Raw genomic sequence first — 14,404 nt, forward strand, 5'->3', positions numbered from 1 at the left:
CGGCGGTCAGTAGACGTCGCGCAGATAGCGTTTGTCGGTGGCGAGTTGTTTGACGTACGCCGCCGCCTCGGTCTCATCCAGACCGCCGTGGACGGTGGCGATGTCCCGCAGTGCCCGGTCGACGTCCTTGGCCATGCGGGAAGCGTCGCCGCAGACGTAGAAGTGGGCGCCGTCCTGGAGCCAGGACCACAGCAGGGGGCCGTGTTCGCGCATGCGGTCCTGGACGTATTTCTTGGCGCGCTCGTCGCGGGAGAACGCGGTGTCCAGACGGGTGAGGACGCCCTCGGCGAGGAACGCGGTCAGCTCCTCCTCGTAGTAGAAGTCGGTCGCGCGGTGCTGTTCCCCGAAGAACAGCCAGTTCGGGGCGCGATGGCCGCGGGCCCGGCGTTCCTCCAGGAAGCCGATGAAGGGCGCGATGCCGGTGCCGGGGCCGACCATCACCGTCGGCGTGTCGGGGGCGGCGGGCGGGCGGAAGTGCGGTGCGCGCTGGACCCGGACCGGCACCGGGGTGCCCGGCTCGGCGTCGGCGAGGAACGGGGAGCAGACGCCCTGGCGCGGACGGCCGCCCCGGTTCTCGTAACGGACGACGGAGACCGTCAGCGACACCAGATGGGGGTCGGTCAGCGGGCTGGACGATATGGAGTACAGGCGGTGCCGCAGGCGCCCCAGCAGATCGGTCCACTCCTGCGCCCCGGCCCGGATGCCGAACTCGGCCAGCACGTCAACGGCCTGCCGTCCCCAGGACCACTTCGCCAGCTCTCCCTTGTTGTCCGGGCGCAGGAGCTTCCGCAGATCGCGGGGGTCGCGGGTGCGATCGGCGACGAAGCGCAGCAGGTCGGGAGTGATGCGGGTGATGTCGAGATGGCGCGACAGGGCCTCGGCGAAGGGCACCTCTCCCACGTGTCCGACCTGGACGGTCGCGTTCGCGTCGAGGCCGGTGGCGGCCAGCCACTCCGTCACGAGTTCCGGCCAGTTGAGCGGTAGCACCGCCAGGGCGTCACCGGCTTCGTAGCCCAGTGGGGTCTCGCTGTCGCGGGTGTCGAAGGTGAAGCGGCGGACCTCCTTGCCCGCGCCCGGCAGGCTCAAGCGCCGGTTGCCGGTCAGTCGGGCGGTGGCAGGAGCGGGACGGCTCGGCCGGGGAGCCGTCCCGGCTGTGGGGGCCGGGGCGGGGGCCGGTTGCTCGGCGCTCTTCAGCGCGATGAGTACCTGGTCGAGCCAGGCCATGGCCTCGGTCTCGTAGTCCGGTTCGCAGTCGGTACGCGGGGCCAGCCGCATCGCGCCCAGCTCTTCCATCCGCCGGTCGAGGCGGCGGCCATGGCCGCAGAAGTCGCCGTAGGAGGAGTCGCCGAAGGCCAGGACGGAGTAGCGCCGGTCCGGCAGGCGCGGGGTGTCGGGCGCGGTGAGGGCGGCCCAGAAGCGGGCGCCGTTGTCCGGTGCGTCCCCGTCGCCGAAGGTGCTCGTGATCAGCAGCAGGTCGGCGCCGGACGGCAGCGCGGCGGGGTCGGCCTCGTCCATGGACACGCGGGAGGCGGCGTGGCCGTGCGCGGTGAGCCGCTCGACCGTGGCGGCCGCGAACTCCTCGGCGTTCCCGGTCTGGGACGCCCAGAGGATCAAGACCTGGCGGCGCGCCGCGTCCGCGGGCGGGGAGGACGACCGCGGGGAGTCGCCGGCGTCATTCGCGGTGGGACGCGTCGCCTCGGACCTGGAGTACATCCCGGCCAGCACACCGTTCACCCACAGGGCGTGCGACGGGCTGAACGGGGCGTCCGCGGGCAGCACCGGCACACCGGGGGTGCCGGACGGGATGCCGGCGAGGAAGCCGGTCAGATACCGGCGTTCCTGTTCGGTGAGGGCCGGCGGCGGGGCGGGTTCCAGCCCGAACAGGACGGGAGCGGAGGCTGTGGGAAGGACGGCGGGCGGTGGGGGGACCGCCGTGCCCGCGGTGGACGACACGGCTATGGTGGCCGCCGTGGACGGCGTGGCCGTGGACTGTGCGTCCGCCGACGCCGGAGCCCGCACCGTCACCGGGGTGGCCACCTTGGCCAGTGACACCGCGCACACCTTGAACTCGGGCTGGAACGACAGCGGATCGACGGCGTCGCTGGTCACCGCGTTCACACTGAGGTACTCCCCGAACAGGTCGTTCCAGTGGAACGGCGCGAAACAGCAGCCCGGCCGCACCCGGTCGGTGACGACCGCGGGCAGCACGGCCCGGCCGCGCCGCGAGGCGACCTCCACCGAATCCCCCTCGGCGACGCCCAGCTCGGCCGCGTCCCGCGGGTGCACCTCCACGAAGGGACCGGGGTTGAGCTTGTTCAGCCTGGACACCTTGGCCGTCTTCGTCAGGGTGTGCCACTGATGCTGCAGGCGGCCGGTGTTGAGTGTGTACGGGTAGTCGTCATCGGGCCGCTCCGCGGCCGGTATGTGCGGGCGGGGGTAGAAGACCGCACGGCCGCTCGCGGTCGGGAAGCGCGGTGAGCCGTCCTCACCGACGTACCGGATCGGATTGCGGTCGGATCCCTCGGCGCTCGCGGCGGGCCACTGCACCGGGGTGGAGCGCAGCCGCTCGTAGCTCACACCGCGCAGGTCCCAGCCGGTCGACGGGTTGTAGGCGCGCTTGATCTCCTCGAAGATCTCCTCCGCACTGTCGTACGCGAACCCGCTCTCAAAGCCCATGGCACGGGCCACGGCCGCGATGACGCGCCAGTCCGCCATCGCCTCGCCGGGCGGATCGGCGGCCGGCTGGGCGAGGCTGAGGTTGCGCTCGCTGTTGATCAGGACGCCCTCGGTCTCGGTCCACAGCGCGCCGGGCAGCACGACATCGGCGTACGCGTTCGTCTCCGTCTCGGCGAACACGTCCTGCGTGACGACGAATTCGGCGGCCTCCAGGCCCTCGATGACCGTCTTGCGGTTCGCGACGGAGGCGACCGGGTTGGTGCAGATGATCCAGCACGCCTTGATGTCCCCGTCGGCCATCTTCTGGAACATCTCAACGGTGCCCTTGCCGACGCCGTCCGCGCGGATCGTGTCCGGCGGCAGCTCCCACAGGTTCTCGACGAAGGCCCGGTCGGCGTCGGCGAGCACCGACCGCTGCCCGGGGAGTCCCGGCCCCATGTAGCCCATCTCCCGGCCGCCCATGGCGTTGGGCTGTCCGGTCAGGGAGAAGGGTCCGCTGCCCGGGCGGCAGATCGCGCCCGTGGCGAGATGGAGGTTGACGAGCGCGTTGGTGTTCCAGGTGCCGTGCGTGGACTGGTTGAGGCCCATCGTCCAGCAGCTCATCCACTCGCCCGCCGCGCCGATCAGCCGGGCGGCCTCGCGGATGTCGGCTTCCGGGATGCCGGTGATCTCGGCGACGGCGGCGGGCGGGTAGTCGGCGAGGAACTCCGGGAGCGCCTCCCAGCCCTCGGTGTGCGCGGCGATGAACTCGGCGTCGGTGTGGCCGTTCGCCTGCAGCAGGTGCAGCAGCCCATTGAGCAGCGCCAGGTCCGTACCCGGCTTGATCTGCAGGAACAGGTCGGCCTTGGCGGCGGTGGCGGTCCGGCGCGGATCGACGACGATCAGCTTGGCACCGGCCGACTTCACCCGGTCCAGCATCCGCAGGAAGAGGATGGGATGGCAGTCGGCCATATTGGAGCCGATGACGAAGAAGACATCGGCCCGGTCGAAGTCCTGATAGGAGCCCGGCGGCCCGTCCGCGCCCAGCGAGAGCTTGTAGCCGGTACCGGCACTGGCCATGCACAGCCGGGAGTTCGACTCGATCTGGTTGGTCCGGAGGAACCCCTTGGCCAGCTTGTTCGCCAGGTACTGCGCCTCCAGACCCATCTGCCCGGACACGTAGAGGGCGACCGCGTCCGGCCCGTGCTCGTCGACGATCGCCCGCAGCCGGCGCGCCGTCTCGGCGATCGCCTCGTCCCTGGACGTCGGCACCGGCTCTTCCGCACGGTGCGGACGCCGGAGCGCCGTGGTCAGCCGCCCGGGGGCGGCGAGCATATCGGCCGTGGTGGCGCCCTTGGCGCACAGCCGGCCGAAGTTCGCGGGGTGCTCCTTGTCCCCGGAAGCCTTCAGGACCGTACGGCGCCCGTCCGGCCCCCTGCCGACATCGAGGACCAAGCCGCATCCCACACCGCAGTACGAGCAGACCGTCCGCACCTTTGTCGTGTTCGTCGTGTCCTCGCTCCGGGAGCCCGACGCGACCACGGGCGCCTCCTTGTCCTGTGCTCGGTCCAGTCCAACCTTTCGTGACCTTACGAACCGCTCATTGCGCAGGTCTCTCAGGCCGGTCACCAGGGGTTAACCTCCACCGCACAGGGCCTGGAGGGCGCCTGTGAGCAGGGATCATACGTCCGTGAGGTGGTCGTCGTGCGTCCAGTTGTGCGCAGATGAGCATGTCAAGACCGCCGTGATGGACATGCCACTGTGAGGCACCGCGAAGGTCCCGCATACCCTGATTCGGCCGTTCGTCCGTGGATGGCATGACCGGTAAGCGCTATATGACCCAGGAGTACGCGATGGCCACCTCCACCGATGTGGAAGCCCACCAGGAGGAGGCCCGTAAGGGGGGTCGGCTGCGGAGCTGGCTGCTGGAGGGCCTGTCCGATATGGCCAAGCAGCAGCCGGGGCCGCATGCCCAGCCCCCGGAGGGGCACAAGGGACAGCGGTGGTGGCGGGTGATGTGCCTCACCGGCGTGGACTACTTCTCCACACTCGGCTACCAGCCCGGCATCGCCGCCCTCGCCGCCGGGCTGCTGTCCCCCATCGCCACCGTCGTGCTGGTGGCCGTGACCCTGGCCGGGGCTCTGCCGGTGTACCGGCGGGTGGCCAAGGAGAGCCCGCATGGCGAGGGGTCGATCGCGATGCTGGAGCGGCTGCTGTCGTTCTGGAAGGGCAAGCTCTTCGTGCTGGCGCTGCTGGGGTTCGCGGCCACCGACTTCCTGATCACCATCACCCTCTCGGCCGCCGACGCCTCCACCCACCTGGTGGAGAATCCGCACTTCACCAGCGTTCTGCACGGTCATGAGGTGGTCATCACGCTGGGGCTGATCGCCCTGCTCGGCGCCGTCTTCCTCAAGGGCTTCATGGAGGCCATCGGGGTGGCGGTGGTGCTCGTGGGCGGCTACCTGGCGCTGAACGCGGTCGTCGTGATCGTCGGGCTGTGGCATGTGGCCACCGCGTCCCACGTGGTCACCGACTGGTCGCGGGCGCTGACCGCCGAGCACGGTAACCCGCTGGTCATGGTCGGTGTGGCGCTGGTGGTGTTCCCCAAACTCGCACTGGGCCTGTCCGGATTCGAGACCGGTGTGGCCGTCATGCCCCATGTGGACGGCGGCCCCGGCGACACCGAGGAGCGTCCCACCGGGCGGATCCGGGACACCAGGAAGCTGCTCACCACCGCCGCCGTGATCATGAGCGTCTTCCTGATCACCACGAGCTTCATCACCACCGTGCTCATCCCGCAGGACGAGTTCAAGGCGGGCGGCGAGGCCAATGGACGAGCCCTCGCGTATCTCGCCCACCACTATCTGGGGTCCGTCTTCGGCAGCGTCTACGATGCCGCGACCATCGGCATCCTGTGGTTCGCGGGCTCCTCGGCGATGGCCGGACTGCTCAATCTGATGCCGCGCTACCTGCCCCGCTACGGCATGGCCCCGCACTGGGCCCGCGCGGTGCGTCCCATGGTGCTGGTCTTCACCCTGATCGGCTTCCTCGTCACCTGGCTCTTCGACGCCGACGTGGACGCCCAGGGCGGTGCCTACGCCACCGGGGTGCTGGTCCTGATGACCTCCGCCGCCGTCGCGGTCACCATCGCCGCCCGCCGCGCCCGGCAGCGGGGCTGGACCGTCGGCTTCGGCGTGATCTCCGTGGTCTTCGTCTACACCACGGCGGTGAACGTGGTGGAACGCCCCGACGGTGTGAAGATCGGCGCGTGCTTCATCGCGGGCATCATCCTGGTGTCACTGCTGTCCCGGCTCGCCCGCGCCTTCGAACTGCGCGTGACGGACATGGAGCTGGACGCCACGGCGGAGCGGTTCGTCCGCGATGCCGCCACCCGCCGCATACGGTTCATCGCCAACGAGCCGGACAACCGCGACCCGGCCGAATACCGCGACAAGATCCACCAGATCCGGACCGACAATGACATCCCGACCGAAGAGGACCTCATCTTCGTCGAGGTCGGCGTGCGTGATCCGTCCGACTTCGAGACGGCGGTACGGGTGCGCGGCGAGGTGCTGCACGGCCGGTACCGGGTGCTCACCCTCGACGGCTCCAGCATCCCCAACTCGCTGGCCGCCCTGCTGCTCCACATACGGGACGTCACCGGGCAGCGGCCGCACATCTACTTCGAGTGGACCGAGGGCAGCCCCTTCGCGCAGTTCCTGCGGTTCTTCCTGTTCGGCCAGGGGGAGGTCGCACCCGTCACCAGGGAAGTGCTCCGCGAGGCCGAGCCCGACCGCGCCCGTCGGCCACACGTGCACGTCGGCTGAGCGCCAGGGTCGGCCTCACACCGGAGGCTCTTGGGCCGGTGCCGCGGCGTCGGCGACGATTGCCCGCAGTGCCTCGATGTGGCCGTTGAAGGCATCCCGGCCGGTGCTGGTGAGCCGGGCGCGCACCTTCCGGCGGCTGCCGCTGAGTCGGCGCTCCGTGGCGACGTACCCGGCTTCTTCGAGTGTCGTGAGCTGCTTGGAGAGCGCCGAGTCGGACAGTTGGAGCCGGTCCTTGAGGAAGGCGAACTCCGCCCAGTCGGCGGCCGCCAGAGTCGCCACCAGCGACAGCCGGGTGCTGGGATGGATCAGCTCGTCGAACTGCGCCTTGGTCATGCCCGCGCCCACCGACGCAGAACGCGCAGGATGTCCGGTCCGCCGAACCCGACGACGGCCGCGGTCAGCGCCGCCGCCCAGATGCCGGCATGGCCGGCGCCGTCGGCGTCGAGCGCGAGTGCCACCACGACGGTGACCCCGATGAGCCCGAGCAGCATGCCGACCACGACCAGGGGGATGCGGCGACCGGCGACCGCCGCGCTCACCCGCAGCCGATCCGTGCGTCGGCGTCCGTCGAGCAGGCGTGACGCGAGCACCCCGTGCCCCACGCCGAAGCTCACGGTCGCGATCCCGGCCGGCCAGGGCGGCAGCACGTTGCCGAGCACGCCCAGCAGGAGCCAGCCGGCCGCCATGGCCCACCAGTAGCCGCGGGGCAGGCCGACTTCCTCGGCCACTTGGCGCCGGGCACGGTCGGCCGCGTCGAGGGCGGTGCGGGCCTGCTCGGGAGCGATGTTCTCCATGCCGAGACCTCACTTTCCTATCGGGAAAGTAAGCGTGCTACTTTCCCGATAGGAAAGTCAAGAGTCGGAGGAGCCAGAGAGGTGCCGGGCAGGTGGCTCTGGCGCCGAACGGGGCCTCAACGCCGCGCGTGGCGGATCTTCAAGCGTCCGAACCCCACGGCCCCGGAGATCCGGATCTTCGGGCCGCCTGGACCACCGGGGCCGCCGGGCAGGGGCGGCCGGGGCTTGTAGCGCAGGTCCTTCCACCCGGTCTGCAGGCCCTCGACGTCGACGATCGCGTCGCGCGGCACCGTGATCCTGGCCCTGCCGGTGCCCAGTCGCAGCTCGATGTCGACGACCGGATGCTCGATGACCGCCCGGGACAGGTCCAGGTGCACCCTGCCGAACGCCGACTCGACCTTGAGGGTCCGTGGCACCCGCCATGGGCCGCGCCGCCGGATCCGTCCGCTGTGGGCGGCGATCGTGGACGTGGTGTCCGGGGGCCCCGCCGGGAGCGAGGCCAGCGCCGACACAAGCTCGTCGTGGGTCGTGGCGGTGAGCACCGTATGGAGGCGCTGGTCCATCTCCTCGTGCGAGATGTGCCCTTCGGCGTACGCGTCCTGAAGGCGCCGCACGGCCGTGTCGCGGTCGTCTTCGCTGACGAGTGACGGCGGGTTTTCCGGCGGAGAGGTCACCGTCGCACTCTACTGCCGCGCCGGAGCCACGGTGATGGCCCGATCCGGCGAACCCGTGCGGTCACCTAGCCGTGGGCGGGAGGGGTGTCCTGCGGTTCGGAGGGCGCGAGGAGGTAGGAATGGAGCTGGCCGAGCAGTTCGGCGATGCCTTCCCTGTCGGCGCGGTAGCGGACCAGTTTGCCGCTGCGCGTCGACTGGAGCAGGCCGCCGCGCCGGAGGACCGCGAGGTGCTCGGAGGTGGTCGACGGGCCGAGTCCGGCACGCTCGGCGACCTCCCCGACGGTCAGTTCCTCCCCGTCGGCGAAGTGTGCGAAGAGCTTCTGACGGGTTCCGCTGGTCAGCGCCTTGAGGAAGACCTGGAGGTCGTCGCCGGGTACGGCGGCCCCGGGGCGTATCGCCCGCCCCGTACCGGAGTCCGCCCGCCCGGACACTCGCTCGCCCGCCGCTCGCGGGAGCTCGTCCGGGGCACGGTACGGGCGGGGGACGCGGAGGGGGCGGTGGAGGTCGAACTCGGTCGGGGGGATGTCCAGGGCCGAGCACGCCTCGCGGACGACGTCCCGTTCGCTCTCGTCGAAGTAGCCGTCGGCGCAGCCGATGACGATGCCGATCTGGATGACGGCCCGCGCCTCGGCGGGCCTTCTCTTCGCCTTGCCGATCTCCCGCATGGCGCTCGCCCTGCCGAGGGCGAAGTCCCTGATGAGCTCGTCGAGGTGGTCCTCGAAGCGGCGGTGCAGATCGTCCGGGGGGAAGTTCTGGAGCACGTCGTTGGTGGCGATGAGCTGGGCGACGCGCTGCCGCTCGGACGGGTCGATCGTGCCGTCCGCCGCCGTCACCAAGGCGCACATGGCCATGCTCGCGTCCCGGAACGCCCCGCTCTGCAACTCGTGCTTCTTCGCCGTGAGCTGCGCCTGCATCGTCTGGACCGAGTCCCTGAGGCGGTCCCACAGCGTCATCTGCATCTCCTTCTCAGTAATACCTCCATTGTGGGGAGAAAACAGAATCTACATGTTTGTAGAGACTCCGCGCTGACCATCCCCCCATTCCTCCCGACTGCCGCTGCCACCCTCCTGACTGCCGCTGCCACCACCGCGGTCAGGGGGAATGAGGGGGATGTTTAGGGGACGGCCCGCTCGCTGCCGGAACAAGAATTTCAACAACAGCGGCGAGCTTCTTCGAGCTCGTTGGAGCTTTCTCTCCCGGGCCTTCTTTCCCCCAGGCCGCGCAACCGGAGCGCGGCTGTCCCGCGCACGGGGCGATCCCGCGCGGGTCGGTCGCAGCTCCCGCGCGCCCTGCTTCGAACCGAGAGGTGTGGCGGCATGCTACGGACTGACCTGATCCGGCCGGTGCCGGAACTGCTCCAGGCCAACGCGGATCGCTTCGGTGACAAGCCGGCCTGTTCCGACGGCCACCGTACGGTCAGCCATGCCGAACTCGAGCGCCGTACCCGTCGGCTGGCCGGCCATCTCGCCGGGCTGCGGCTGCACCCCGGCGACCGCGCGATGATCTGTCTGGGCAACCGCGTCGAGATGCTGGAGAGCTACTTCGGCGTCCTGCGCGCGAACGCCATCACGGTGCCGGTCAACCCGCGTTCGACCGATGCGGAGCTCTCGTATCTACTGGCCGACAGCGGCGCCCGGCTGGTGCTCACCGACATCGCCCACGCCGAACAGTTCGACCGGCTACGGGAGCAGTTCCCGGAGCTGAGGGTGGTGGTCAGCGGGGACGGCCCGCTGCCGAAGGGTTTCGTCGCGTTCGAGCCGCTGCCGGACACGGAGCCGGAGCTGGCGGCCCGCGACGACCTGGGCCTGGACGAGATCGCGTGGATGCTCTACACCTCGGGCACCACCGGCCTGCCGAAGGGCGTGCTCTCCACACAGCGGAACTGCCTGTGGTCCCTGGCCGCCTGCTACGTACCCGTGACGGGGCTGACCGCCGAGGACCGCGTGCTGTGGCCGCTTCCCCTCTTCCACAGCCTTTCGCACATCGTATGTCTGCTGGCGGCGACCGCCGTCGGGGCCAGCACCCGGATCGTGGACGGGGTGTCGACGGCCGATGTGCTGGAGGCGCTGCGCGAGGACCGCTCGACCTTCGTCGCCGGAGTGCCGACGCTCTACCACCACCTGATCGAGGCGGCGCGGGAGCGTGACTTCGCCGCACCCGAGCTGCGGATCGCCCTCGTGGGCGGGGCGGTGGCCACGGCGGACCTGGTCAGGTCGTTCGAGTCCACCTTCGGGGTGCCGCTCGTCGACGCGTACGGCAGCACCGAGACGTGTGGCTCGATCGCGGTGAACTGGCCCACCGGCCAGCGGGTCGAGGGCTCGTGCGGGTTGCCGGTGCCGGGGCTGACGGTGCGACTGGTGGACCCGGACACGGGTGTGGACGTTCCGGCCGGGCAGGAGGGCGAGTTCTGGGTGTCCGGGCCGAACATCATGGCCGGGTACCACAACCAGCCGGAGGCGACGGCCGCGGCGCTGCGCGACGGCTGGTACCGCACCGGGGACCTCGGCCGCCGCGACAAGGCCGGATTCTGCACGGTGACGGGCCGGATCAAGGAGCTCATCATCCGCGCCGGGGAGAACATCCACCCGGGCGAGGTCGAGGCCGTGCTGCGCACCGTGCCCGGGGCGGCGGACGTGGCCGTGGTGGGCAAGCCGCACACGGTGCTCGGCGAGGTGCCGGTGGCCTTCGTGGTGCCGGGCCCGGACGGCTTCGATCCGTCGGCGCTGCTGGCCATGTGCCGCGAGCGGCTGTCGTACTTCAAGGTGCCGGAGGAGATCTACGAGATCGCGCGGGTGCCGCGCACCGCCTCGGGGAAGATCACCCGGCATGTGCTGCTGGAGCTGCCCGCACGGCTGCGGGCCGCCGGGGACGGCCAGTACGACTCGCTGCTGCGGCTGGACTGGGTACCGCAGGCGGCGCTGCCGGACGCCTCGGCTGGGAACGGCACTTGGGCGCTGATGGACGCCGACGCGCTCGGCCTCGCGGAGGGGCTGCGGGGCATCGGGGTGGACGTACGGGTGGTGGACAGCGCTGAGGTGGCGGACGGCTGCCCGAGCCCGGATGTGGTCGTGGTGGCACCCGCGGTGCGGGGTATGTGCGACATACAGGATATGCGGGATATATGGGACGAGGGGCTGGACCCGACCGGTGAGCCGGCGGCCCGGCTGGGCGCGTGGCTGGCCGACGACCGGCTGGCCGGGACGAGGTTCGTGGTGGCCACGACGGGCGCGGTCGCCACCGGCGCCGAGGAGGCCGCACCGGAGCCCCTGGCGGCGGCGCTGTGGGGTGTGGTGCGGTCGTTGCAGGCCGCGTACCCCGGCCGTCTGACGCTGGTGGACGTGTCCGGGGACTTGGATGCGTCCGCGGACGTCGGCAGAGGCAGGGAGGACGGCCGGGAGGCCGCGCTGCGGCGTGCCGTCGAGGACGGGCACGACCAGGCGGCGATCCGTACCGGCGTACTGCTGGTGCCGCGCCTGACCCGGATCTCGGTCCCCCCGGAGCCGGGCCCCGCCCCGGCCCTCGACCCGGACGGACTGGTCGTGATCACCGGTGGCGACACCGCCCGCGGCACCGCGCTGGCCCGCCACCTGGTGACCGCGTACGGCGCCCGCCACCTGCTGCTGCTCAGCGCGAACGGCCTGCCGGAGGACGCGTCGGCCGCGCTGCGCACCGAGTTGGGGCAGGGCGGGGCCGAGGCCTCGATGGCCGTGTGCGATCCGGCCGACCGAACGGCGCTGGACGCGGTGCTGGACGCGCGGGACCGGCCGGTGACCGCCGCGGTGCACATCGAGGAGCCGGGCCCGGAGCGGTCGCTCGACGCGTCGCTGCGTGGCATGACGCACCTGGAGGAGCGGACCCGGCGGGCCGACCCGGCGCTGTTCGTCGTCGTCACCTCCGCCGCGGGAGTGCTGGGCTCGCCGGGCCGCCCGGAGCGGGCGGCCGCCGACCAGTTCGGCGAGGCCCTGGTGCGGCGGCGCCGGGCGCTGGGCCTTGGCGGGCTGGCCCTGGCATGGGGCCCGCTGCCGGGCGAGCACGGCACGACGCCGGTGGCCGGTGCCGTTCCCCTGCCCGAGGCGCTGGCCCTCTTCGACGCGGCGCTGACGGCCGACCAGGGACCGCTGGTGCTGCTGAGGCCGAGCACCACGGGGCTGCCGGGCGGCGAGCCGGTGCCCGCAGTGCTGCGCCACCTGGTGGACGCGCCGTCCGGCGTACCGACGTCGGACGAGCGCGCCACCACGGAGTTCCGGCGGCGGCTGGAAGCCGAGAGCGAATCCGGCCGACAGCGCACGGCGCTGGCGCTCGTGCGCGAACACGCCGCGGCGGCGCTGGGGTTGGCCTCGGCCGACGCGATCGAGGCCGACCAGGCGTTCAGCGCGTTCGGCTTCACCTCCCTGACCGCCGTCGCGCTGAGGAACCGGCTGAACGCGGCCACCGGGGCACGGCTCGCCGCCACGGTGGTCTTCGACCACCCGACCCCCGCCGCGCTGGCGCGGCATCTGGTGCGGGAGATCACCGGGAGGCGGAGCGAGCGAGAGCAGCCGCCGGTGCGGGCGCGCGGGGTGTCCGACGAGCCGGTGGCGATCGTCGCGATGGGCTGCCACCTCCCGGGCGAGGTCAGGACGCCCGAGGACCTGTGGCGGCTGGTGGCCGACGGCCGGGACGCGATCGCCGGGTTCCCTGAGGACCGGGGCTGGGACCTGGCCGGGCTGTTCGACTCCGATCCGGACGCCGTGGGCACGTCCTACGTGCGCGAGGGCGGTTTCCTCAGCGACGCGGGCGGATTCGACGCGGCCTTCTTCGGCATCTCGCCCCGTGAGGCGTTGGCCATGGACCCCCAGCAGCGGCTGCTGCTGGAGACGGCGTGGGAGACCGTCGAGAACGCCGGAATCGACCCGACGTCGCTGCACGGCACCGACGTCGGCGTGTTCAGCGGAGTGATGTACCACGACTACGGGTCCGACGCCGGGACCGCGGCGGAGGGCCTGGAAGGCCATCTCGGCGTGGGCAGCGCGGGGAGCGTCGTGTCCGGACGCGTGGCCTACGCGCTGGGCCTGACCGGGCCCGCGGTGACCGTGGACACGGCCTGCTCGTCATCGCTGGTGGCGCTGCACCTGGCGGTTCAGGCGGTGCGTACGGGCGAGTGCTCGTTGGCGCTCGCCGGGGGTGTCGCGGTGATGAGCAGGCCGACGTCGTTCATCGAGTTCTCCCGCCAGCGCGGCCTCGCCCCCGACGGCCGCTGCAAGTCCTTCGCGGAGGGGGCCGATGGCACCAACTGGTCCGAGGGTGTCGGTCTGGTGCTGCTGGAGCGGCTGTCCGATGCTCGCCGCAACGGGCACCAGGTGCTCGCCGTCGTACGTGGCACCGCCGTCAACCAGGACGGCGCGAGCAACGGCCTCACCGCACCCAACGGCCCGTCCCAGGAACGGGTGATCCGCCAGGCACTGGCGAACGCCGGGCTGGCCGTGGCCGATGTGGATGTGGTCGAGGCACACGGCACCGGTACCAGTCTTGGCGACCCGATCGAGGCCCAGGCCCTGTTGGCCACCTACGGACAGGAACGGTCGGAGGAGCAGCCGCTCTGGCTCGGTTCGTTGAAGTCGAACATCGGGCATGCGCAGGCGGCGGCGGGCGTGGCCGGTGTGATCAAGATGGTGCTGGCGATGCGGCACAACACGCTGCCGAAGACGCTGTACGCCGACGAGCCCACGAGCAAGGTGGACTGGGCTACGGGTGCGGTGTCGCTGCTGAGCGAGGCGCGGGCGTGGCCGGAGACGGGGCGTCCGCGTCGTGCGGGGATCTCGTCGTTCGGCGTCAGTGGGACGAACGCGCATGTGATCCTGGAGCAGGCGCCGGAAGTTGGCCCGGCTGAGGCGGAGTCGGATGGCTCGGGTGCACCTGGGCTGGTGGCCACCGGCGGGGTAGTGCCGTGGGTGCTGTCAGGGAAGACCCCGGCGGCGCTGCGGGCTCAGGCAGAGCGACTGGTCCGCCACCTGGAGGCGGGGGACGCTCCACGTGCGGTGGACGTGGGCTGGTCACTGGCCACCACCCGCGCCGCCCTGGAACACCGCGCGGTCATCCTCGCCACGAACACCGACGAGGGCATGACGACCGCCCGCGCCCTGGCGGAAGGACGGCCCGACCCGCACCTGATCACCGGACAGACCGGGACCGACGGCAAGACCGTCTTCGTCTTCCCCGGCCAGGGCGCCCAGTGGGTGGGCATGGGGGCCCAACTCCTCAACACCTCACCCGTGTTCGCCGCTCGCCTCCACGAATGCGCCGAAGCACTCGCCCCATACACCGACTGGTCGCTCATCGACGTCATCACCGGCGCACCCGACGCCCCGAGCCTCGAGCGTGTCGACGTCGTCCAGCCCGCCACCTTCGCCGTCGTCGTCTCCCTCGCCGCCCTCTGGCAATCCGTAGGCATCCACCCCGACGCCGTCATCGGCCA

The 14,404-nt window shown here is 71.5% G+C and carries 7 protein-coding genes and 1 pseudogene; 2 read left to right on the forward strand and 6 right to left on the reverse strand.

The window, feature by feature from the left end:
- Positions 1-6: 6 nt before the first annotated feature.
- On the reverse strand, positions 7-4,197 hold the full coding sequence (locus ACFXB5_RS39395) for a molybdopterin-dependent oxidoreductase (RefSeq protein WP_385217713.1): 4,191 nt from the start codon (positions 4,195-4,197) through the stop codon (positions 7-9).
- A 311-nt stretch (positions 4,198-4,508) separates the two neighbouring features.
- Here ACFXB5_RS39395 and ACFXB5_RS39400 point away from each other — a divergent pair, with 311 nt between their 5' ends.
- The gene (locus tag ACFXB5_RS39400) at positions 4,509-6,482 is read left to right on the forward strand and encodes an APC family permease (RefSeq protein ID WP_385217727.1); all 1,974 of its coding nucleotides are present in this window, start codon (positions 4,509-4,511) and stop codon (positions 6,480-6,482) included.
- 15 nt (positions 6,483-6,497) lie between these two features.
- On the opposite strand, the gene ACFXB5_RS39405 is transcribed toward ACFXB5_RS39400, so the two are convergent.
- From ACFXB5_RS39405 to ACFXB5_RS39425, 5 genes and pseudogenes are all read right to left on the reverse strand, one after another.
- Positions 6,498-6,815, reverse strand: coding sequence for a transcriptional regulator (locus ACFXB5_RS39405; protein ID WP_385217715.1), 318 nt, complete (start codon positions 6,813-6,815; stop codon positions 6,498-6,500).
- Positions 6,812-7,276 carry a hypothetical protein gene (locus tag ACFXB5_RS39410; protein WP_385217718.1) on the reverse strand — a complete coding sequence of 155 codons (465 nt, stop codon included), beginning with the start codon at positions 7,274-7,276 and terminating at the stop codon, positions 6,812-6,814. The genes ACFXB5_RS39405 and ACFXB5_RS39410 overlap by 4 nt, the downstream gene beginning before the upstream one ends.
- 116 nt (positions 7,277-7,392) lie before the next feature.
- Positions 7,393-7,950, reverse strand: coding sequence for a DUF1707 domain-containing protein (locus tag ACFXB5_RS39415; RefSeq protein ID WP_385217721.1), 558 nt, complete (start codon positions 7,948-7,950; stop codon positions 7,393-7,395).
- 65 nt (positions 7,951-8,015) lie between these two features.
- Positions 8,016-8,381, reverse strand: a complete 366-nt coding sequence (locus ACFXB5_RS39420) for an ArsR/SmtB family transcription factor (RefSeq protein ID WP_385217730.1) — start codon at positions 8,379-8,381, stop codon at positions 8,016-8,018.
- A gap of 69 nt (positions 8,382-8,450) precedes the next feature.
- Positions 8,451-8,903: pseudogene (locus ACFXB5_RS39425) on the reverse strand (tellurite resistance TerB family protein); the annotation flags it as partial.
- A 363-nt stretch (positions 8,904-9,266) separates the two neighbouring features.
- Here ACFXB5_RS39425 and ACFXB5_RS39430 point away from each other — a divergent pair.
- The coding region (locus ACFXB5_RS39430; protein WP_385217724.1) for a beta-ketoacyl synthase N-terminal-like domain-containing protein at positions 9,267-14,404 on the forward strand (5,138 nt) is incomplete at its 3' end.

The sequence above is a fragment of the Streptomyces sp. NPDC059455 genome, assembly GCF_042750115.1.
GTDB classification, from domain to species: Bacteria; Actinomycetota; Actinomycetes; order Streptomycetales; family Streptomycetaceae; genus Streptomyces; species Streptomyces endocoffeicus.